The sequence below is a fragment of the Paenibacillus sp. MMS18-CY102 genome (assembly GCF_009789195.1).
Classification (GTDB): domain Bacteria; phylum Bacillota; class Bacilli; order Paenibacillales; family Paenibacillaceae; genus Paenibacillus_T.
Map to the genome: position 1 here is coordinate 131,487 of NZ_WSTC01000015.1, position 21,922 is coordinate 153,408.

The 21,922-nt window shown below is 51.3% G+C and carries 16 protein-coding genes; 12 read left to right on the plus strand and 4 right to left on the minus strand.

The genetic code is table 11. The annotated features are described in order from the left end of the window. The first annotated feature begins 34 nt into the window (after positions 1-34). Positions 35-430 carry a VOC family protein gene (locus GON22_RS13200; RefSeq protein WP_160396562.1) on the plus strand — a complete coding sequence of 132 codons (396 nt, stop codon included), beginning with the start codon at positions 35-37 and terminating at the stop codon, positions 428-430. Between the two features lie 349 nt (positions 431-779). Here GON22_RS13200 and GON22_RS13205 read toward each other — a convergent pair whose 3' ends face one another. Continuing rightward, positions 780-2,591 (minus strand): B12-binding domain-containing radical SAM protein, encoded by a 1,812-nt coding sequence (locus tag GON22_RS13205; protein ID WP_160396563.1) that lies wholly within the window; start codon positions 2,589-2,591, stop codon positions 780-782. Between the two features lie 235 nt (positions 2,592-2,826). Between GON22_RS13205 and GON22_RS13210 the strand changes: the two genes are divergently transcribed. Together GON22_RS13210 and GON22_RS13215 are read left to right on the plus strand one after the other, a co-directional pair. Beyond that, positions 2,827-3,855 carry a hypothetical protein gene (locus GON22_RS13210; RefSeq protein WP_160396564.1) on the plus strand — a complete coding sequence of 343 codons (1,029 nt, stop codon included), beginning with the start codon at positions 2,827-2,829 and terminating at the stop codon, positions 3,853-3,855. Positions 3,856-4,339: 484 nt separating this feature from the next. Further along, positions 4,340-4,960 (plus strand): hypothetical protein, encoded by a 621-nt coding sequence (locus GON22_RS13215; protein ID WP_202113221.1) that lies wholly within the window; start codon positions 4,340-4,342, stop codon positions 4,958-4,960. A 74-nt stretch (positions 4,961-5,034) separates the two neighbouring features. Here the strand turns inward: GON22_RS13215 and GON22_RS13220 are convergent, their stop codons facing one another. Further along, the gene (locus GON22_RS13220) at positions 5,035-6,576 is read right to left on the minus strand and encodes a stalk domain-containing protein (RefSeq protein WP_160396565.1); all 1,542 of its coding nucleotides are present in this window, start codon (positions 6,574-6,576) and stop codon (positions 5,035-5,037) included. Positions 6,577-6,962: 386 nt separating this feature from the next. Here GON22_RS13220 and GON22_RS13225 point away from each other — a divergent pair, with 386 nt between their 5' ends. Both GON22_RS13225 and GON22_RS13230 read left to right on the plus strand, forming a co-directional pair. Further along, positions 6,963-11,747, plus strand: a complete 4,785-nt coding sequence (locus GON22_RS13225) for a glycosyl hydrolase (RefSeq protein WP_160396566.1) — start codon at positions 6,963-6,965, stop codon at positions 11,745-11,747. A gap of 464 nt (positions 11,748-12,211) precedes the next feature. Further along, on the plus strand, positions 12,212-13,225 hold the full coding sequence (locus GON22_RS13230; RefSeq protein ID WP_160396567.1) for an RluA family pseudouridine synthase: 1,014 nt from the start codon (positions 12,212-12,214) through the stop codon (positions 13,223-13,225). Between the two features lie 87 nt (positions 13,226-13,312). On the opposite strand, the gene GON22_RS13235 is transcribed toward GON22_RS13230, so the two are convergent. Continuing rightward, positions 13,313-14,842, minus strand: coding sequence for an amidase family protein (locus tag GON22_RS13235; RefSeq protein WP_336604305.1), 1,530 nt, complete (start codon positions 14,840-14,842; stop codon positions 13,313-13,315). 373 nt (positions 14,843-15,215) lie between these two features. Here GON22_RS13235 and GON22_RS13240 point away from each other — a divergent pair, with 373 nt between their 5' ends. From GON22_RS13240 to GON22_RS13255, 4 genes are all read left to right on the plus strand, one after another. Further along, on the plus strand, positions 15,216-16,064 hold the full coding sequence (locus GON22_RS13240; protein WP_237179142.1) for a hypothetical protein: 849 nt from the start codon (positions 15,216-15,218) through the stop codon (positions 16,062-16,064). 123 nt (positions 16,065-16,187) lie between these two features. Next, positions 16,188-16,790 (plus strand): DUF2087 domain-containing protein, encoded by a 603-nt coding sequence (locus GON22_RS13245; protein WP_160396569.1) that lies wholly within the window; start codon positions 16,188-16,190, stop codon positions 16,788-16,790. Positions 16,791-16,968: 178 nt separating this feature from the next. Then, the gene (locus GON22_RS13250) at positions 16,969-17,520 is read left to right on the plus strand and encodes a GNAT family N-acetyltransferase (RefSeq protein WP_160396570.1); all 552 of its coding nucleotides are present in this window, start codon (positions 16,969-16,971) and stop codon (positions 17,518-17,520) included. 50 nt (positions 17,521-17,570) lie between these two features. Then, positions 17,571-17,864 carry an NUDIX domain-containing protein gene (locus tag GON22_RS13255; RefSeq protein ID WP_336604306.1) on the plus strand — a complete coding sequence of 98 codons (294 nt, stop codon included), beginning with the start codon at positions 17,571-17,573 and terminating at the stop codon, positions 17,862-17,864. A gap of 184 nt (positions 17,865-18,048) precedes the next feature. Here the strand turns inward: GON22_RS13255 and GON22_RS13260 are convergent, their stop codons facing one another. After that, a complete protein-coding gene (locus tag GON22_RS13260) occupies positions 18,049-18,876 on the minus strand; it encodes a sugar phosphate isomerase/epimerase family protein (protein ID WP_160396571.1) in 828 nt (275 codons plus the stop codon). A gap of 223 nt (positions 18,877-19,099) precedes the next feature. Here GON22_RS13260 and GON22_RS13265 point away from each other — a divergent pair, with 223 nt between their 5' ends. From GON22_RS13265 to GON22_RS13275, 3 genes are read left to right on the plus strand one after another with little or no spacing between them, the layout of a single operon-like run. Further along, entirely contained in the window at positions 19,100-19,786 is a 687-nt protein-coding gene (locus GON22_RS13265; protein WP_160396572.1) for a GntR family transcriptional regulator, read from the plus strand. A gap of 16 nt (positions 19,787-19,802) precedes the next feature. Then, complete coding sequence (gene uxuA / locus GON22_RS13270) at positions 19,803-20,906, plus strand: mannonate dehydratase (RefSeq protein ID WP_160396573.1); 1,104 nt, start codon at positions 19,803-19,805, stop codon at positions 20,904-20,906. Beyond that, the gene (locus GON22_RS13275) at positions 20,903-21,757 is read left to right on the plus strand and encodes an SDR family oxidoreductase (RefSeq protein WP_160396574.1); all 855 of its coding nucleotides are present in this window, start codon (positions 20,903-20,905) and stop codon (positions 21,755-21,757) included. Before uxuA ends, GON22_RS13275 begins: the two co-directional genes overlap by 4 nt. Positions 21,758-21,922 lie beyond the last annotated feature (165 nt).

A 21,922-nucleotide genomic window follows, 5' to 3' on the forward strand; every position in this document is an offset into this window, starting at 1 on the left:
ACGATTTCTAGCAAAAACAAAGGAGCGATTGGCAATGGCAATCCGCAAAATGGAGCATGTCGGCATTATGGTAACGAATATCGAGCTTTCGATTAGCTATTATACGAAAGTGCTAGGTCTGGAGCATCGCAAAACGATGACGCACAGCAATGGGGTCATTCGCCTCGCTTTCCTTGCTTTCCCTGGGCATGAGGAAACCGAAATCGAACTAATTGAAGGCTACAATAGCGAGCTGCCCGCCGAAGGCAAAGTACATCACGTTGCCTTCACAGTTGATGATGTCGAAGCAGAATTCACGCGAATTAAGCAACTGCAAGTGCCGCTGCGCGATACGGAAATCACGACACTGCCCGATGGCAGCCGTTATTTCTTCTTTTACGGGCCAGACGGCGAGTTGTTCGAGCTGTTCCAACCAGGCGCGGCGCAGTAATTATGTGCATGCAGATGTTGTTGTGCAGTAATGATTCGTTGTGCATAACACCTCTTTTCTAACGGACCTGAGAGCCGCTATGCCCATCAAAAATGCCCATTACAAATTGTAACGGACACCACAACCGTTATTTAGCCATTTCACTGCCTCGTGAGGATGATAATGGGCAAATAGCGGCTGCTCGGTCCGTTAGAACGAAAATGTGGCTGATTATGATCAAATAAGGGCCGCTCGGTCCGTTAGAGTTTCCAACAGGCAATTAAGTTGAAAAACGGAAGAAGGTAACCCTAAAGCCTGCACTTTAGGGTTACCTTCTTTATTGCCTTATTGGCATTAGCGCTAGATCGCCCTATTCCGTCGTAGCTAGCTGTTCCAACGCTTCGTGCCCGGTAATGCGAAGCGCATAAGGCTTGCCTGCCGCTTCGCCGCCGTAAATCATGACGAGCAGCGAGTCCACTGATTTGTCGATTGCCCCATCAGCCAAATATTGCGCAAGGTCGAATGGCACACGGTCAATAACGGCATGCTTGTGCAACTCTTTGTCTGCCAAGCCTAGCACTGCAAAATCACCCGATACCGCCTCAGGCCGCTCCGACAACCGTTTCATCCAACTGCTCCACTCCGACTTGTCCATCACAAAATCCCACCATACTTTACGCGGCTTATATTTGTGATTCAAGAAGTAATCCAGCTTCATCAGCCCAAGCGTAACGTCAAGATCAAGCCGCCCCTCCGATGCCTCTGCTCCACGGTCGGTCAGGAACGCCCACAGCCGAGCAAACAGATCCTCCAACTGATGACCGATTCGTTGCCAGCCGCGACCTTCCCAATAATCGCCAAACGCTTGGAAAAAATCGAACGGCGATGGGAATACCTGCTCCACGAGATAAAGCAGCGTGTGGTCCAAACGATGTGCATTCCAATACTTTTCGAGCACATCTTCTACCCGCTTGATTCGCACGATATCCGAGAACGGAAGCAGGTCATTGCCCAAAATCTCGTAAGGTGCGCGATCCATATAGATGTACCCGTGCTTCTCCGCATCATGGCGCATGCCGGTGCCGCGAAGCATTTTGAGGAAGCCCAATTGCAATTCCTCCGGACGCAGCGCGAATACATCATTAAATGTCTTGCGGAACGTATCATAGTCTTCATGCGGCAGGCCAGCGATCAAGTCGAGATGCTGATCGATTTTGCCAGAGTCACGAACTTTATTAACCGTACGCGTCAGCTTCGTAAAGTTCTGGCGGCGCTTCACCGCTTCGTTCGTAATGTCATTCGTTGATTGGACGCCAATCTCAAACCGGAACACGCCTGGCGGCGCATGCTCAGCCAAATAATCCAGCACCTCAGGGCGCATAATATCGGCTGTAATCTCGAATTGGAAGACACAGCCGCGATGATTTTCGATCAGGAACTGGAACATTTCAAGCGCATAGTCGCGCTTAATGTTGAAGGTCCGGTCGACGAATTTGATCAGCTTCGCGCCCTGGTCGATCAAATAGTTAATATCCGCTTTTGTCCGATTGATGTCGAAGTAGCGCACACCGACCTCGATGCTGGATAAGCAAAATTGGCAACTGAACGGACAGCCCCGGCTCGTCTCAAAATAAACGACGCGATTAGCGAGTGTCGGAACATCCTCTTCGAATCGATACGGCGACGGCAGCGTCGCGAGATCGAGCTTCGGCCTGCCTGGATTTACGACGATTTGGCTTTGCCCGTCCTTCTCTTTACGATACGCGAGACCAAAAACGAGATGGAACTTGCGCGTCGTATCGAGCTCTTGCAGCATATGGTGGAACGTCTCTTCTCCCTCACCGACGACGATAAAGTCGACCTGTGGAATGCGCTCCATCCAAAACTCAGTATCGTAGCTCACTTCCGGTCCGCCGAGAAGAATCTTCACCTCCGGCATAATTTTGCGGAGCATGTCGATGACAACGATCGTCTCTTCGATGTTCCAAATATAGCAGGAGAAGCCGATCACGTCGGGGCGGCGCGCAAACAAATCCGACACGATGTTCATCGCAGGGTCCTTAATCGTATATTCTGCAATGTCGATATCCGGGAAGTCTTTCTCAGCGAACGCCTTCAAGCAGCGCAGCGCAAGCGATGTGTGTATATATTTGGCATTCAACGTTGCCAGTACGATTTTCATAACGGCCATACCCTCTCTACTGTTCACAAAATGCATACTATGCTCTATTGTACCATTTTTCCCGCATGAAGTAGAACTAAAGCCCTTAGGCAATCCTGCCACAATGTGCCGCAAATGTTCCAACAAGCCGACAGCAATGTTCGACAGCTTATCCGTGTCGGATGCGATACGATATGGACAAGCTCTAGGAGCGCATAGAAGATGCGTACTGAATTACGCTGAAGGAGGCCTTGCCGTGGTTGAACATGTGAGAACGGAAAAGGAACCAGGAGTGCCGGAGTGGACAAGCCGTGAAGAAGACAAACGAGAGCATGCTGATCTGCCGCCAAAGCTAACGATGAAGCTGCTTTATGGGATGATACAAGAAGTACAACAGCATAATGAACGGATTGCTGCTCGCTTGGACGAGTTCGAGCATTATTTACTCGAGGTGCAGGCAGCACGAGCGCAGCTCGAGGCGAGCGCAGCGAAGACGATTGCGAAGGCGAAAGCGCTCGCTGCATTGAGTGAGGCGGCCGCGAGCGCTGATGCGACGTTGGCTCACGCACAGCTTAGCGCGGTCAACGACGAGGCGACGAATGCTCTGAGGCAGCTTGGTCCGGTTAGCGACGATGCAACGCCTGCCATGGCGCAACTGGGTGCAGTTAGCGGCGAGGCGAATCCTGCCATGGCCCAGCTTGGCGCGGTCAACGACGAGACAACGCCTGCCCCGGCGCAACTGGGTGCAGTTAGCGGCGAGGCGAATCCTGCCATGGTCCAGCTTGGCGCGGTCAACGACGAGACAACGCCTGCCTCGGCGCAACTGGGTGCAGTTAGCGACGAGGCGAATCCTGCCATGGCCCAGCTTGGTCCCGCCAGCGACGAGGCGGCGATTGCTCTGGGGCTGGTACCGCTTGGTGCAAATAGCGCAGATGCGATGCCATCAGCTGTGATCTTGCATGGGAAGGCAGGCGCTCGCGCATCGCAGCCCGAATCGTTAATGTCCCTTGCGATGGAGGTGCTCGGCTTCCCTAACGATGATCACAGCTATGATTCCTCCGAGGACGGGCTCGACCCTGGTGAAGGAGCGAATCCTTTCGACACTGAAAGCTTCTTGGTGATCGAAGCTGCCGCCACTTCTGAGGCTGCGCCTCGAGCGTTTGCCCAAGACAACGCGAATGCAGCAACAAAATCAATGCCATTCTTTACGCCACGTTCCCAACGCCACCCCGCACCCAAGAAATCATTCCTCAACCTGCTCGGCTTTCGCACTCGGATTTCATAGGTTCCTCTCTCTCTTGCATCTTCGTCCCCGCTCCAAATAGGCGAGATGCTCTCCGACAAACATCCCTTATAAAGCCATGGAAAACCCACGTTGCTAGCGTAGGGTTTTCTTCTTGTTGAAAAAGTCGCGAAGGCTTTTTTGTCTGATGGGCAGAATTTCCTGCCCTATTCGATCAGTTAGCGCTTCAGCACGCCTTTAGGGCACAATTTCCTGCCCTATTCGATCAGTTAGCGCTCCAGCACGCCTTTAGGGCACAATTTCCTGCCCTATTCGATCAGTTAGCTCTCCAGCACGCCTTTAGGGCAGAAAAGTAACCCCCCGTTTTGAAAAAACGCGGGTTGATCTACAATCCGGAAAACCCACGTTGCTAACGCAGGGTTTTCTTCTTGTTGAAATGCATTGAATAATTAAGGGTTGAAAAATGAACCGTGTGTCAGTATATCAAAAATGACACATGGTTCATTTTGGATATGGAGGTCATGCAATGTCGGCCAAAATGTCAAACAACCGGAAAGAGCAACGCATACAGCTCGTAATGGATGCTGCTAAGAAAGTGTTCACCGATATGCGTTTTCCCTTGCTGCTGCAAGATTTCTGCCATGGGCTCCGTTACATCATTAGCAACCGCCTGCTGTTAGCCCTGATCGCTGGCTTCCTCTTTTTCGGCATCGTGAACGGCGTTTTTGCCGTACTGCCGATTTTTGCGATGAAATATAAGCTAAGCCCCGAACATTATGTGTTCCATTCATCATTATTGACGGTTTGCCTAGGCACAGGCTTCCTCATCGGAAGCATAGTCGCTCCCTTCCTAATTCGGCGTTTTACTAGAACCCCAATTAATATTGCGCTTGGCAGCTGGATTCCTGAGCTTGTCCCTTCCCAGCATATTGGCAGAGCTAATGCGCTAATCGAACCGGTTATGATGCTAGGCTACTCTTTGGCGCTTGGATTAATAGCGGTCGCATTTCCCCACTGGATCTCTATTTCTTGGCTTCATTTTATTCTCGGGCTCTGCACGGCCGCCGTCAGCGCCTATTATTGGAGCACATTGCCAGCACTGGTTCGCCATCGCTCAGAACTTGGCCAATCTGTTAGCGGACCATAAGGAGCGTTGCAGTGCTCCCGCAACTAAAAACAGCTGCTCTCCGAAGAGAACAGCTGTTTTTCTATGCCTTGCTTTTACGAAACACGAACTTTAAGCAATGGTGTCGTCTTCGCTTGGTATTCAATAACTGGGAAAGCTACGCGCCACTTGTTATCGCCTAGCGCCGTTACTTCTTCTTGTTTGTAGCCACGCGGTTCAAATTCAACGGTTTGCTCAAAATTAATCGTCATCTGAATCATCTCGCCTGGCAGCATCCGCTTCAGTTCATAACCGGTGTTAAGCGCCCAAGTGCCTAGCTGGTCGGACGTTTTGTTGCCATAGACCAGATAGAAGGTTGGATCGATCTTCGCTTCGAATACGAGCCAGCCCTTGTCATCGCGCTTCACAGTCCAGTCTTTCAACTCAGCGGTTTCGAGTGTCGTCTGGATAGATGAGAAATGCTTATCCATGACAGCCTTAATCTCTTCCATCGATGCGCCTTTAAGCGTAGCTGGCAGCTTAGAAGGAAGAAACGCAGGCTTCACGTCTGGATTTTCATCGTATTCGCCCAGCAGTTCTGCAATATGGTAGATCGAAACGGCAAAGTTGAGGTCCGCGTTCGTATCATCATAGCCAGCAGATGTAATGCCGATCAGCTCGCCGTATTGGTTGAAGAGGCCGCCGCCTGAGCTGCCGTGATCAATTGGGGCGCTAAATTGAATATATTCAACACTGCCGTCGAATGTAATATTACTAATAATGCCGTCTGATGCTGTATTTTGAATGCCCAACGGGCTGCCGATCGCAATAACGGAGTCGCCCTTCTCAAAATCATAGTCCCAGTTCAATTCTACGGGCTCGATATAAAGCGGTTTTTTCGTTTTGATAATGGCCAAATCGTTCTTTTCACTGCTTGCAACAACGCCAGCAACCTCGAACGTCTCCTGGTCAGCCGTAAGAACGGTTCCTTTCGTCGCGCCATCCATTACATGGTAGTTAGTCAAAATTTCATTTTCCCCGATGACCACGCCGCTTCCTAATCCAAAATCAGTCGTAATCATTACAACCTTGATATCGTTTTGCTGAACGATTTGGGCGGTTGTTTTAAGGTGGCTCGCGCGCTCCTGCTCCCACTGCTTCTGCTGTGCAGCATACTGCGCTTCCAGCGACGTAATCGTCACTTTACGCTCCTTAGCGTTCCATTTCACGTCAGCGCCAAGCGCTTCCCCAACAAAACGCAATGGAATGAACGTCGTGCCGTTGCGTACCTCGACTGGTGCGGCAAGCTTATACGTTTTGCCATTAACAATGGCCGTTTTGGAACCAACCTGCAACGTAATCGTGAACCGGTCTTTACGAACGATAAGCGTTTTGCTGCTTTGCTCCCATACAATATTAGTCACTTGCAGTGCATTAAAAATGGCTTTCATCGGCACAAAAGTCGTGCCTGCAGTTTCGTAAGGGGATTGTGAAAGCGAAAGTTTCTTGCCATCAACGTATACGGAGATTGGCGTTTGTGTTGATACGACTTGCGGTGCTGCAGCATGCACGGTTGGCGACGCGCCAACAAACGGTGCAAAAGCCAGCGCAGCAGCCAGCACTGGGGTTAAAATCCATTGGGCGGTGCGTCTTTTCACGTCGAATGTTCCTCCATTTGTATCCTATTAATCTATCGAATCTATCCTATCATTTGGAAACTCTATTGTCTATTGACCAAAGACTGAACAATCCCTGAATTTCGGGTGCTTCCACACGCTTAAGCCGAATCACTCCACTCTGTTTTTTGTACATCTATGATAACAAAATCAAATCTTTGTTATCATAAAAATAATAAAAAATCAAACAAAATAACTGAAATCTATTGTATTCCATCCAGAACCAATAGTAATATGGATAATACAGCGCTTTCAACATGAATCAAACCTAACAAAACTCAGAATTACGCTAACTTATTAGCCAACCCCTTCAATAGGCGTTGCACCCCGTTATCCATCCTTATCCCATCACAGGAGGTACAATAACAATGAAACTAACAAAAGGACCGTTAGCTTCTTTATTCACCGCTTCCCTTCTTACCGTGTCTACCCTAACGACAGCAATGCCAATTTATGGGCAAGCCCTAGACAGCGCAGCAACGCCTATCTCAGCATCAGCCAAGGACACTGCGGCTAGCAGCGATCTAGCAGGCCATTGGGCAGAGCAGGCCGTCCGTGCATGGATGCTGCGCGGTGTTGTAAACGGTTACTCCGATCAAGCTTTCGAACCGAACCGCGCCATCACGCGCGCCGAATTCATCACCGTCATCAATCGCCTATTCGGATTCACCCAACGATCAAGCCAATCCTTCTCTGATGTGCTGCAAAATGCTTGGTATGCCGATCAACTGTCCTACGCGCGTGAAGCCGGCTATTACCTGGGATTCCCGAATAATGAAGCGCGGGCAGAGCAGGAGATTTCCAGACAAGACGCCGCTGCCTTGCTCTCCCGCGCCTATCAATTGCAAGCAGCGGATCACGCTACATTCGCAGCTTCTTTCCAAGATTCGAATGCGGTCAGCCCTTATGCTGTTGGCGCAATCAATGCACTGCAAAATATACTGACCGGATATAGCGATGGAACGTTGCGGCCCCAAGCTTTATTAACCCGTGCTGAAACCGTCGCGCTCATCGATAAGCTGACGGCGGCTTACTTTTATAAGGCTGGAAGCTATGAAGGCGGCGCGATTAGCAGCAATGCCATCATAAATGCCGGAGGTGTCTTGCTTCACGATGCAAGCATCGGACGCAATCTCTACATCACCCCTGGAGCAGGCGGACAAGCAGTGTCGCTGGAACGTACAGCGGTGAAGGGGCAAACCTTTATTGCAGGTGGCGGCGAGCACTCCATTATGGCCAAAGACAGCAGCTTTGGCGACATGGCACTCGAACGCAAAGAAGGCAAGGTTCATATCGTTGCCGTGGGCTCGACACATATTGGGCGATTGCTAGCCAACCAGGACGCCATCTTCGAATGGCAAACTGGCGCTACTGTCGGCATCATGACGGCAAATGCGCCACTAGAGCTTCGCTTCACAGGCAGCGATACGTTGGAAAGCCTAATGATTGGCCAATCGGGTTCCCTTCAGGTGTCCGGCCCCGGCAACATTCGCCGAATCATGATTACAGCCGATTCTGCGCTTATGAATGGCAAGAGCTACCCGGCGGGGCAATACCGCTATATGGACCAAAAACTCGAGCGCGTGAATGAAGATGACACGAACAGCACTACTGGCGGCAGTACGGGCGGAGCGAGCAATGGCGGTTCAAGCGGAAACTCGAATAACAGCGGAAACGTTCGAAGCGAAAACTTTGTAGATGCGAATGCGACTGCACAAACGAAAGCTTTGTTCGCCTATCTAGCAGACATTCGCGGAAAAGGCATCTTGTTCGGGCAGCAGCACGCGACAGATGTAGGCTTCACGATTGACCCGAGCCTCTCGGCTCCACAATCCGATGTCAAGAAAGCGGTTGGCGATTTCCCTGCCGTATTTGGCTGGGACACGCTCAGCCTAGAAGGCAAAGAAGTGCCTGGCGTATTGAATGACCGGGAGAAAAGCCGGTTGAACCTAACCCGTGAAGCGAAAGAAGCCCATGAGATGGGCGGCATTATTACGTTAAGCGCGCATATGCCTAACTTTGTGACAGGCGGCTCTTTCAACGACACAGCTGGCTCCGTCGTCGAGCATATATTGCCCGGCGGAGACAAGAACAGCGCGTATAACGATTATTTGGACATGATTGCTGATTTCGCGCTTCAGCTCAAGGACGAGCACGGTAACGCGATCCCTATCTTGTACCGACCGCTTCATGAGCAAAATGGCAGCTGGTTCTGGTGGGGAGCGGCGTGGACGCCGACAGACCAATATATCGAACTGTTCCGATACACGGTCGAATACTTGCGCGATACGAAACATGTGCACAATATGCTATATGTGTACTCCCCTAACGGGACGTTTGGAGGCAGCGAGACGAACTACTTAACGACCTATCCGGGCGATGATTATGTCGATATTCTTGGCATGGACCAATACGACAACCAGAGCGCACCAGGCACGCAAGCTTTCTTCGACAATTTGGCAGCTGATCTGGCCATGATCAACAAGCTTGCCGACCGCAAGCACAAAATCGCGACATTCTCCGAATTCGGCTATAGCCCGAGCGGAATGAAAACAACGGGCAACGGCGATCTCGCTTGGTTCACCAAGCTGCTCCAGGCCATAAAGGCAGATCCGGATGCTAGCCGTATCGCTTATATGCAAACGTGGGCGAACTTTAATTTAAACGGCAACTTGTTCGTCCCTTATAAAGATGCGCCAGGGCTTGGCGACCACGAGCTGCTGCCAGACTTTATCTCCTATTACCAAGACCCATACACCTTGTTCCGAGGGGAGTTAAGCGGTGTGTACAGCCAGGCAGTCAATGCCGAAGCAGAGCAGCCATTCTTCCATATTGCTTCGCCTGCGAACATGGCAACCATCAGCGAGCCGACAACACGCGTGCGGGCACGGGTATTGAACCAGACGCCAACAAAGGTCACCTATCTTGTAGACGGCTCGATGGCCGAAGAGATCATGCACCCGGATGCAGACGGTTATTACTCCGCAGGCTGGTCGCCTGAGGCGAAGCTGAATGGCAGAAATGTAGGCGTAACCGTCAAGGTTTACGCAGCAGACGGAACGGTTGCAGAGCAGCGCGTAACGGCATTCGTGCGTGTCAGCGAGCTGCTTATGAAGGCGATAAGCTTCGATCAAGACATTTTGGACGTCAAAAGCAATGGTGCGTATCCATCAAGTATTTCGACCACTCTCTCTCATAGTATGCTGAATGGAGACGGGGCATTGCGAATCGAGGCAGCTGGCTTGAACGCAACCGATACATGGCAAGAGCTGAAGCTGGAACTCAATGATATCGCATCCTCAGTATCGTTGGCAGACGTCAATCGCGTGAAGTTCGATGCATGGATTCCTGCCAGCGCAGCAGCAGGCAACCCAGACGCCAGCTTGCGCGCGATCGCCATGCTGCCTCCAGATTGGAACACGAAGTACGGCGAGACGACAACCCTTCGCAAGCTATCGGAATTAGACAAACAGACAATCGATGGCGTCGAATATGCCAAATATCCCGTTTCCATCGACCTGAATAATGCTTCTGCGTCAGCTAGCGCAACAGGATTGGCCTTCTCCATCGTGGGCAGCGGCCTCGCCAAAGCACAAGGTGCCCTAGCCATCTATATCGACAATGTGAACCTGTACAGCGCCTATGTGAAGGCGCCGCTCAACCCGGCGCTCGTTGACGATTTTGAATATTACGCCGGCAGCAATGACTCCTTAAATCTAGCGATTCGCCATGCTGGCGGAGACGCAACAGCCGTGTCGCTCGTCCCTTCGATCTCCGGGACAGGCACATACGCCATGAAGTATGATTATACGCTTGCCGGATCTGGCTATGCGGGTGTCACGAAGAGCCTAGGAGGCGTAGACTGGTCAGCCTTCAATCAGCTCCACTTCTGGTATAAGCCTGATGGGCAAAACCAGAAGCTGGTTATTCAGCTTAAGGCAGATGGCAAATATTTTGAGTATTACCCTTCTGCGTCTGGAACGTCGGCAAGCCTTCTCAACATGCCGTTTAACGATTTTGTTCCTGTACATGGCGCGACGGGTGCGCTGACGAAGGCGAATTTGAAAAATGTCGAGCAATTCGCGATCTATACCAACTCGGTTGGCGGTGCGATGCTCCAAAGCTCGATGGTGTTCGATGACATTGGCGCCGAATTCGACAGTGCGGCTGGAACTGTACCGAACGGCGGCACCGGTTCTGGCAGCAGTGCTGCTAAGCCGGGCACGCTTTACGATTTTGAGACGGATGCCGCTGGCTGGGAGCTCGGAGGCAACACCGCAAGCGCATCCGCTCCCGCTTCCGTCGCTGGGGCTGCGGCTGAAGGCACGCACGCGCTGCAAACCACCTTTGATCTAGCCGGCACTTCATTTGATGTGAAGAAAACAGCAGCACTTGACCTTTCGGCCATCGATACGATTAGCGCGAAAGTGAAGCTGTCCACAGGAACGGCCCAAGCCCGGTTTTATATCAAAACAGGCTCCGGCTGGAGCTGGTACGATAGCGGAAAAAGCGAAGTGGACGCTGGCGGCTTTACAGCTTTGTCCCTCCCGCTCGCTGGCGTGGCCAATCGGGATGACGTTAGGGAAATCGGCATTACATTGGATGGATTCACTGGTTCAGGCACGGCAACGCTTTATGCCGATGCTGTTTTGCTCGAATTTGCGAATGCTCCGGCAGCAACGGTTTACGATTTTGAGTCATCCGTTGAAGGCTGGTCCATTAATATCGACAATAATGGTGCCTATAACACCGCCAATGCATCACAGCTTAACTTCACGGCAGATCAAGCTGCGCACAACACCCATTCGCTGCAGGCGCTGTTCGAACTGAACGGGGGCACGTTCGATTTGCAGCATATCGGAGCTGCAGACTTGAGCGGTTCTGACTTCCTCGCTGCCAAGGTCAAAATTGTGCCAGCAGCAGGCGCTAGCCTCGGAACTGGCGTACAAGTGAAGCTGTTCATCAAGACAGGCAGCGGCTGGACATGGCATGATAGCGGGTTGACGGCTGTTTCCGACAGCGGATTCGCAACGGTAACGATGCCGCTGGCCGGCATTGCCGATCTAGCAACGACGCAAACGATCGGGCTCCAAATCGTCGCGCCTTCAGGCACAGGCGAAGCTGCGGTATATGTGGACGAAGTGACGTACTAAATTCATTTCAAAAAAGAGGGGTGCCCCACAAGCCATGGCAGCTTGGCTTGGGGACGCCTCTCTTTTTTGCGGCTGCATCAGATAGCATTGGGCATGAACGCGGTGGTGACTGAGAACTGCAATATACACGTCATATTTAAGGTGCAGCTGCCTGCTCATTGCAGTTCGTACAATAGAATCAACTCAAATGCGGAAGTTGAATGGCGTCGTTGCATATTGTGCAATGGGAAATGCGGCATTCTAGGTTTTAGGCACATCGCGGCTGTTCTGGAATGTATCCCGTTGCATGAAATGCAATGGGAGCCTTCGAGGCAGGCCACTCCCGCCTTTCCCATTGTACAGAATGCAGCGGCATGGCAATCAGATAAAGGGAATATCCCTTTTTGCTCATAGTTGGAAGCCGGTTTAATGTCACTCTCGTTAGTGGTATACTTATTCGCATGCACATTCAGGAGGATCGGTCGATGTCGAACAAGAAAGCAACGCCTAAGTCTCAACCTAAGCACAACTCACGCCCGAGGACAGCATCCAAGCCGCAGCGCGGATCATCCTTCAAGCCTGAGCCGAAGGCACCAGCCAAAACACCGCCTCGCAACTACGAGGTTAATGCAGAGGGCGAGCTCCTCTCCTTCCTGCTAACTGCTCTCTCATCCACTGGGCGCAATGCAGTTAAATCCATTCTCGCACGCGGGCAAGTATCGGTGAACGGACAAGCTACAACTGCCTATAACTTCCCGCTTAAGCCTGGTTACACCGTGACGGTGAGCAAAGAGAAGATCGAAGAAGCGCCGCCGCTTATTGGCCTAGTTATTTTGCATGAGGACGAGCATATCATCGTTGTCCAGAAGGATGCCGGCTTGCTGTCGATCTCATCGGATAAGGAAAACAAAGAGACCGAACTGACGGCTTACCGCCAGTTAACGGCACATGTCCGCATCCATAATCCGCGCAACCGGATTTTTGTCGTCCATCGCTTGGATCGCGATACATCTGGCGTCATGATGTTTGCCAAGAGCGAAGCTGCCCAGCAACAGCTGCAGAACAATTGGCAAGAAGCTGTGAAGGAACGAGCTTATATCGCACTCGTCGACGGCAAAGTGCGCAAGCCCGAAGGCACCATTACATCTTGGCTTCGCGAGAGCAGCACGCTTAAGATGTATTCCAGCTTCCGCGAAGGCGACGGCCAGCATGCCGTGACCCATTACAAAACGCTGCAAACGAATCAGCATTACTCCCTGCTTGAAGTTCATCTAGAGACCGGGCGCAAAAACCAAATACGCGTCCACATGGAAGATATCGGCCATCCAATCGCAGGCGACAAAAAGTATGGTTCGCGTTCGCGCGAGATCGGCCGGCTTGGGTTGCACGCCAAAATTTTGTCCTTCCTGCACCCGGCGACAGGTGAGCTTATGCGGTTCGAAAGCGATATTCCTAAAGCGTTTTTACGCCCATTCCGCACCGAAACGCCTAAGCAATAAATAAAGGGCGACAAGCCTGCGATCATCGATCGCTGGCTTGTCGCCCTTGTTATGTTCCACCTGCCAATTCGCACTTGGCACTAGACCCTATATTTCGTATAGGGATTCAAGCTCGCCCACCGGCTCCCCCTCCACGTTCAGGCCAATGTCTGGCGGGAAGCGGTGCTTCGTCGCCTGCTCGAACGCATACGCAAGCTTAATTAATGTCGGCTCGCTATACGCAGTGCCAGAGAATGTAATGCCATAAGGCCCATCTGTCACATAACCCGCCGTTGATACCGAGCCGTTGCTCGCATAACCGCCAGGTACGGTAACAAGCGGATAACCTGCCCTCGCCGCAATCTCGGAGCCATGATGCCCTTGGAACAGCAGCGCGTCAAGCTGATATGCCCGAAGCGCATAATCAATTCCTTGCTCGCGGGACATCATTCGGTTATGCTGCAAGGCGCGCAAGTAAACAGGCTCATGCAGCGAACCGCTCGTTTCTTCGCATCGTTCCAAGCCGCCTTGGCCATACTTCAACGCTACATCCGCATGGACCTTGTTATATGCAATTAGCTCCTTCATCGTACGCACAGGCACTTCAGGATGCAAACGGGCCAAATAATCGTTCAAATCTTTCTTAAACTCATGGCGTACGACATTACGGTCCCACTCGATGCCTGCACATGGAAGCTCAACGGAATCAACAACCGTGGCGCCAAGCGAACGCAACACAGCAATTGCAGCTTCTAATACAGCTGCCGCTGCCTCATCCAACTCCCCGCAATAATAACGGGGAACGCCAATTCTAGCTTTATGAATAAAACTAGCGTCCAAGAAAGGCGTGTAATCATCGCAAGTGCGCCGGCCAGAATGCATCATCGCCTCATCCCGCTCGTCCTCGCCTGTTAATGCACCTAGCAAAATCGCAGCATCCGTAACTGTTCTAGCGATAGGCCCCGCCGTATCTTGGCTTCTCGACAACGGAATGATGCCAGATCGGCTGACAAGCCCAACGGTCGGCTTAATGCCAACGGCAAAGTTATAGCTTGCAGGGCAAACGATAGAGCCGGAGGTCTCTGTCCCAATCGACGCCGCGCAGAAGTTCGCCGCAACCGCAGCAGCCGAGCCTGAGCTGGAACCGCCCACGAATACGTTGCCTGGACCGTAGGGATTAAGTACGATTCCGCCTCTTGAGCTATAGCCCGCCCACATGGAGTCGGACATGGCATTCGCCCATTCGGTCATATTTGCTTTGCCTAACAGCACTGCTCCCGCTTCGCGAAGCCGTGCCACGATGAATGCATCCGTAGGCGCGATGGAGTTTGCTAGTGCGACTGAACCAGCGCTAGTATGCATACGGTCACATGTATCAATATTGTCCTTCAATAAAATCGGAATGCCATGCAGCATGCTGCGTCTTCCCGAATGGCGCCGTTCCTCATCGAGGGAGAAAGCGATTTCAAGCGCATCCGGATTAAGCTCAAGAATGGCGTTAATCGGCCCATCATGCTTGCGAATTCGTTCCACATATAGCTGTACTAGCTGAACCGCGCTTAACGTTCCCGCTTCCATAGCGGATTGCATCATGCTGATGTCCGCTTCAATGATCCACTCTTCCGGGGCTACCTTCACGCTAACCTTCTCCCTATAGATAAAATGGTTTACGGCCTCAATCACAGGCAAGCAGATAACGAGTACTATATTCCTCGCCCTGACTAGGACTTCCTTCTTGTCCCAGCCAATAAAAAAGCTGCTTTCGTCCATGTTGTCAGCTATTTCCACAACTATTGCATTGTACGCCAAGAACAATGCCGATATACGTCGATTCATCGGATTTCATGGCATGATTTGACATCTTTTCATTCCAACGTGTATATTGAAGGCACATATGCGGAAACGCACGTTTGTCGTAGGGAAGCACCCTTCGAGCTGGCCGGGCCACGGTCAGTTTGAAGGGTGCTTTTTGCCGTTTCCGCAATGAATCTAGCATTAGGAGGATAATTCCATGAACATGAAGCATGTAGGGCAGCATCATCTACGGGCAAGGGTGCCGATAGCAACTGCATTGCTGGCATTCTTGCTACTGTTTATCCCGCTCGCCCTGCCATTGGCTGAAGCCGCAATCGAACAACTCTCTGCAACAGCGCAGAAGCAGTTTGACAAGACTAAAGCATCCGCCATCCCCGCCGATTCATCCAAGCTGCAGAAGCTGTACGACACCTTCATCCTGCTGCAGCAGCAAAATGCAGACCGTGATACGCGCATTAAAGCAGCCAGCAAGCAAAATGATGACAATGAGAAAGCGCTGCGCCAGCGAATCCAGTTAATCGACAAAGCGAAGATCGAGCGGCTAGCGAACAACGCCGAAGCCGCCAAAGCTAGCTATCAGCCATTATTCGAGCAATATGCTGTCGCCGCTGCGCAATTGAAAGCAGCGAAGAAGCTCGGCAGCAAAGGGCTAATCGCCATTTTGGAGCTGCAAACGGATCTGCTTGAAATTAGCGTTAATGTTGCCAAAGCCGATATTCGAGGGGCAGAAGCCGAGCTAAAAACAGCTAAAACAAATGCTAGCAACACGATGAAACGGTTACGCGACCAACTCAAGGCGATCGATACGGAGGAAAAGGTGATCGCGCCGGAACGGTCCGCGATCAGCCAGCTCAATAAACAAAAGTCATCCGAGTGGAGCGACTTCGCCTATGCGCTGCGCGGAAGTGATGCCAAATCGGCGATCCGCTCCCTAGCCACGCTAGAAACGGTGCAGCAAGATATCGCGAAGCGCCAACGCACGATCGAAGGCTGCGAGATCCGCATCGCAGCTGTCATTAAGAGCGTAAGCGGCCAGATCAAGTAAACGCCCCCGCGCAAGTAACGGCAATAAGCCCCGGCATTGACTTAGCCCGGGGCTTCGTATATCATTCATTTTAACAATCATCTAATTAGATATTTATTAAATGTAAAGAAGGGAGCGAAAAACATGCAGCTCGATAAAGTTGTCGGCTATCACAAAGCGCTTGCCGATGCTACGCGCCTGCGTATGCTCGTGCTGCTGGCAGACGGCGAACGGCATGGGCTGGACCTGGCCGAGAAGCTCGGCGTCACGCCGGCTACGATCACCCACCACGCCGCCAAGCTTAGGGAAGCGAGCCTCATTCATGAACGGAGAGAAAAGAATACGATCTACTTCTCTCTCGACCATTATTTTATTAAAAGCAATGCAACCGCTGCCGCCGAGTTCATCTATCGCGGAGCGAACGCAAGAGAAGAGGCGCATCCTATGGACACAGAGCAATCGAAGCTAAAGCAGTCGGTCATCCGCAACTTCTTCAAAGACGGGCGCTTGAAGCAAATCCCTTCGCAGCTCAAGAAAAAGCTCATCACGCTTGAGCATATCGTCGAAGGGCTAGAGAAGGGCCGTACCTACAGCGAGAAAGAGATAAACGACTTCATTAAGCAATTCCATGATGACTTTGCTACCATTCGCAGGGAATTCATCATGCATCAATTCATGTTCCGGGATAAAGAACAGTATGAGCTTAACCCGCCGGAGCTGTGGGCGCGCTGGGAGACGTTATCTTAATCGAGCGAACAAATGGTGCATCCCGCAGAAGTCCCGGGGATGCACCATTTGTTCGCTTTACCGGGCAATTAGCTTAAGCTAACTGGCAGGCAGTACGATAAACTATCCAAATTTCAGTACACAACCAGTTACAATACATGGTATTTTATTGAGTATATGGATTGAGGGGAGTGAGGAAGTGTTACAGTCTGTTTTTGAAACGGAGCGGTTGTTCTTGCGATTATTTCAGTTGACTGATGCTAAGTCAGTTCAGAAACTAGCAGGACATGAAGAGGTTGCACGAACGACTCTTTCCATACCGCATCCTTATCCCGACGGGGCTGCAGAGGCATGGATTGAACGTACGCGAAGTGCGGCTGAAAAAGGGGATATTTTTTCTTTCGCATTGGTCAGAAAAACGGATAATCAATTGATTGGATGCGTTAGTTTGCGTGTTTCCAAATCAGATAATCAGGCCGAACTAGCCTATTGGGTAGGATATCCCTATTGGGGACAAGGGTTCGCTACAGAAGCATCCAGGCAAGTTATCAATTTTGGATTCGAAACACTGGGATTAAATCGTATATATGCAGCCGCAATGACAAAGAATCCAGCGTCCTACAGAGTAATGAGTAAAATCGGAATGACATTCAAGGAATCACTTCCTAAACATATTTTAAAGTCAGAGATTTATGAAGATCTCGTTCTATACGAGATGACCCTCCCCAACGCATTAAACGAGGACCGATAGTTGCAGCACCCTTCATGGAGCACTGATGACAAGTTTATTGGAGGAAGACAATGTCAGCTAAAAATGAGTGCGGATTATATACAATGTGCTTAGTGCAAGACGATAACAAAATATTATTAATAAATCGTCCTAATAAGTTAGGGTTTCCAGGCTATCTCGGTCCCGGAGGAAAAGTCGATTTTCCTGAAAGTTTAACCGAAGGCGCTGTGCGTGAGCTTAAAGAAGAAACAGGGCTAATCGCTAGGCCAGAGGATTTAATTTTCAAAGGAATAGACGAATATGTTGTGCCTAAAACAAAATACAGATATATGGTCTTCAATTATCTAATTAAAGGGAACTTTTGAAATATCTGTCGTATGGGATGAAGATAACAATTGCTCGGTTGAAGACAAACTTAGGTTGCTCGGTTAGCGTAACTTCCTGCATTTAAATCCAACAAAAAAGCGCATCCGCGAGGAATGCGCCTTTTTGCGGTTTGTCCGCATGAAAACGATTTAATTTTCACTCTACTTTGGCCTGTGACTTGCCTTATCTGCCTTTATTCACGATTGCCGCGATCCGTTCGATGCCTTCCCATACATCACCCTCTTGATCGAAAATAACAGAGATCGGCGCTGTGCAGCCAAGTTCATCAGCAATTGCCAGATTACGCATCAGCTCTGCCTCATCGATAGCGCCGCCGTCGAAATATTCCGGCTTCGCATGGATGGCATACGCCATAGGTGCGCCATAACGAATCGCCTGCTCCTTCTCCTCGGGCATCATATTCCCGAAATCGACGATTGTCGTTATTTCGCTGCCTGCATGCTCCATTACCGATTGCCAGCTCGCCACCGTTTCCGTTAGCTCCCGGAAGTTTTCCGTCACTACGCGGACGCCGCGCTCTTGCCCATAAGCATAGAGCCTTCTGAGCGCTGCCGCGCTGCGCACGATTGCCTCCTCATCTCCTGCCTGCTGCTCCCCTGCGACTACGCGCACTGCCGCTGCGCCTGCTTCCGCCGCTATATCGATCCATCCCTGGATAAAAGCTTCATCTGAAGCAGCCTGAACGGCATCCGGCGACGATAAGTCCCCATAATCAATCAATAACGTATGGAATGCCACGCCTGAATCCTCGAATGCCTGCTTCAACTGCCCGATATAAGAATCATCCACGGCTTCAAAATGAAAATGGCAAACCTCTAAAATTCGAATGCCTCTTTCTGAAATCGATTTCGGAAGTTCGAGCAAAGATAAGCCAGAACTGCGGCTCTCCACATGCGTCATTTGGGTAGCCTTCTCCGCATCCCATGCTGTCCATAAGCTTGTCTTCATCAATCGATGGACACTCCAGCTGCTAATAGATAATCGACTCATCTTAATCCCCTCCTATATGTCCAAAGTAACAGGATTTCATCCTTACGACTATGCCGGATTGTTGACAGTTTCTATGCGATTTGGCGATTAATTCATATCATGCCCTCGTGCGCGATTGTCATGAATTATACGGTCTGTCCTGATAATATTACGATCTACCATACTACCATACAAGTGTGGTAGTATTTATTTATCGATCATAATACGTGCTGGAGGTGATGATTTGGACTTCACGTTAAAACCGATCCAACCCGTATCCACCCGCGATGCGGTCTACGTTTCATTGCGAACCTTGATTTTGCAGCTGGAGCTGCCACCGGGGACCGCTATTTCGGAGAAAGATATTTCGCTCAAATTCAACGTCAGCCGGACACCGGTTCGGGAAAGCTTCGTCCGTCTCGCTCAAGATGGCCTGCTGGAGGTATTTCCACAGCGAGGCTCCTACGTTTCCCTCATCGATATTCATCTCGTCGAGGAGGCACGGTTCATGCGGGAGCAGCTGGAAGTTGCCGTTGTGCGGCTAGCTTGCGCAAGCTTTCCAGCAGAACGGCTAACCGAGCTAGAACGCAACTTGGCGCAGCAGCGAGCATCAATTGAAACGAATGATTACCGCCTAATGTTCGAGCTGGACGAAGCGTTCCACCGAACGATTTTCCAAGGCTGCAATAAAACGAATACATGGCAGGTGCTTGGCGGCATTAACGCCCACCTGAACCGCAGCCGCATGCTGCGCCTTGCCGCAGACCAGCAATGGGAGCATCTATTCGAGCAGCATCTAGGCATCGTCGAGGCTATTCGCGCTCAAGATGAACAGAAAGCCGCAGCTTTAATGACCGCCCATATGCATCTGACCATTGAAGACCAGTCGCTGCTCAGAGCGAAATATCCCAATTATTTTAAAAACGATTAATGGAGGCAGCATCCTTATGAAAATGGTATTTCGTTGGTTTGGCGAAGGCAATGACACCGTAACGTTAGACCACATTCGGCAAATTCCAGGCGTTGAGGGCATCGTCTGGTCCCTGCATGACGTACCTGCTGGCGATGAATGGCCGATGGACAAAATCAATGCGGTTAAGGCGCAAGCCGACCGCGCCGGCCTTCACCTTAAAGTTGTTGAAAGCGTGAACATTCATGAGGACATTAAGCTCGGCCTGCCTTCGCGGGACCAGTACATCGAGAATTACAAACGGACGATTGCCAAGCTTGCGCAGGTTGGCGTTAAGGTGATCTGCTACAACTTCATGCCGGTGTTCGACTGGCTGCGGACGGATTTGCACAAGGAGATGGCGGATGGCTCGACGGCGCTATTTTATGAGAAAAGCCGCATTGCCAACATCGCCCCTCTCGAGCTGGTCAAGCAAATTAATGAGAATTCGACGCTAACAATGCCCGGCTGGGAGCCTGAACGCCTCTCCCACTTGACGAAGCTATTCGAAGCCTATGAAGGCATGACCGAGGAGCAGTTGTTTGATAACGCAAAATATTTCTTGGATGCGATTATTCCGGTAGCCGCGGAGCATGACATTAAAATGGCGATTCACCCGGACGATCCGCCTTGGCCAATCTTCGGTTTGCCGCGCATCATTACGAGCCAAGCGAACGTGCGCCGTTACCTTGCTTTGCATGATAGCCCGTACAATTGCATTACGCTTTGCAGCGGCTCGTTTGGCGCGAATCCATCGAACGATATCGTCAGCATGGTCCATGAATTTATTGACCGCATTCCGTTCACGCATATTCGCAACGTTCGCGTCTACGATAATGGCGATTTCATCGAAACATCCCACCGGACGCAAGATGGCACCGTCGATATCGAGGGCATCGTAAAAGCCTACGCCGAGGAAGGCTTTGAGGGCTTCTGCCGCCCTGACCATGGCCGCCATATTTGGGATGAGCAATGCCGTCCTGGCTATGGCCTGTATGACCGTGCGCTCGGCATTATGTACCTGTGGGGCTTATGGGATGGTTACCGCAGAAGTGCAGCTGATCCAGCAGCAGTGGCGAAAGGATCGGTGATCGGCTCATGACGCTCACGAACCGGATGCCGGCCATAGCTGGAAAAGTCGTTGTTATTACAGGGGGAGCAGGCGTGCTCTGCCGTGTTATGGCGCTTGAGCTTGCCCGGCAAGGCGCAAGTGTCGCCATCTTGAACCGGACGTTGGAGAAAGGCGAGGCTGTCGTTGCTGAAATTCGCGAAGCGGGCGGATCGGCTATTGCGGTGGCGTGCGACGTGACCGATGAAGGAAGCGTCCAGCAGGCTGCCGAAGCTGTGCTTAGCCAGCTTGGCCCTTGCGACATTTTGATCAACGGCGCAGGCGGCAACCATCCGAGCGCAAACACGACGAACGAAACGTTCTCGGTAGATGATGTCGCGGCTGCGGGCATCACCTCGTTCTTTGACCTTAGCGTAGCTGGTTTCCGCAACGTGCTGGACCTAAACTTCGTCGGCACGTTGATTCCGACGCAGGCGTTTGCGAAGCAAATGATCGGCCGCGAAGGCACGTCGATCCTTAATGTATCGTCGATGAGCGCGCCGTCGCCGATGACCAAGGTTCCTGCATATAGCGCGGGGAAAGCAGCCATCGAGAACTTTACGCAATGGCTTGCGGTCCATTTTGCAGAAGCGGGCATTCGCGTTAACGCGATCGCACCCGGATTTTTCGTCACCGAGCAAAATCGTAAGCTGCTCATGAATCAAGACGGCAGCCTAACAGCACGTTCGAACAAAATCATTTCGCATACGCCGATGCGGCGTTTCGGCAAGCCGGAGGACCTGCTCGGCACGCTGCTGTGGCTGGCCGACGAGACGATGTCCGGCTTCGTGACCGGAATCGTCGTGCCCGTGGACGGCGGCTTCCTCGCGTATTCGGGCGTTTGACCGAATACGCGAGGAACGGTTGCGCCGGAGCGCGGATAGATGACGTACAATAGTCTGTGTACCATGATCTGGAGTATTCCCAGAACATAAAAAAGTAGGGTATCCTCGGGGTTGCTGAGACCACCAAGAAAGGACCCTACTCGATGACTACTATACCCGAAAATG

Coding starts and splice junctions, on each gene's coding strand:
- GON22_RS13240 (WP_237179142.1), top strand. CDS start 15,216: ATGAACATGAAGCATGTAGGGCAGCATCATCTACGGGCAAGGGTGCCG.
- GON22_RS13225 (WP_160396566.1), top strand. CDS start 6,963: ATGAAACTAACAAAAGGACCGTTAGCTTCTTTATTCACCGCTTCCCTT.
- GON22_RS13215 (WP_202113221.1), top strand. CDS start 4,340: ATGTCGGCCAAAATGTCAAACAACCGGAAAGAGCAACGCATACAGCTC.
- GON22_RS13255 (WP_336604306.1), top strand. CDS start 17,571: ATGTCAGCTAAAAATGAGTGCGGATTATATACAATGTGCTTAGTGCAA.
- uxuA (WP_160396573.1), top strand. CDS start 19,803: ATGAAAATGGTATTTCGTTGGTTTGGCGAAGGCAATGACACCGTAACG.
- GON22_RS13245 (WP_160396569.1), top strand. CDS start 16,188: ATGCAGCTCGATAAAGTTGTCGGCTATCACAAAGCGCTTGCCGATGCT.
- GON22_RS13205 (WP_160396563.1), bottom strand. CDS start 2,591: ATGAAAATCGTACTGGCAACGTTGAATGCCAAATATATACACACATCG.
- GON22_RS13260 (WP_160396571.1), bottom strand. CDS start 18,876: ATGAGTCGATTATCTATTAGCAGCTGGAGTGTCCATCGATTGATGAAG.
- GON22_RS13230 (WP_160396567.1), top strand. CDS start 12,212: ATGTCGAACAAGAAAGCAACGCCTAAGTCTCAACCTAAGCACAACTCA.
- GON22_RS13200 (WP_160396562.1), top strand. CDS start 35: ATGGCAATCCGCAAAATGGAGCATGTCGGCATTATGGTAACGAATATC.
- GON22_RS13275 (WP_160396574.1), top strand. CDS start 20,903: ATGACGCTCACGAACCGGATGCCGGCCATAGCTGGAAAAGTCGTTGTT.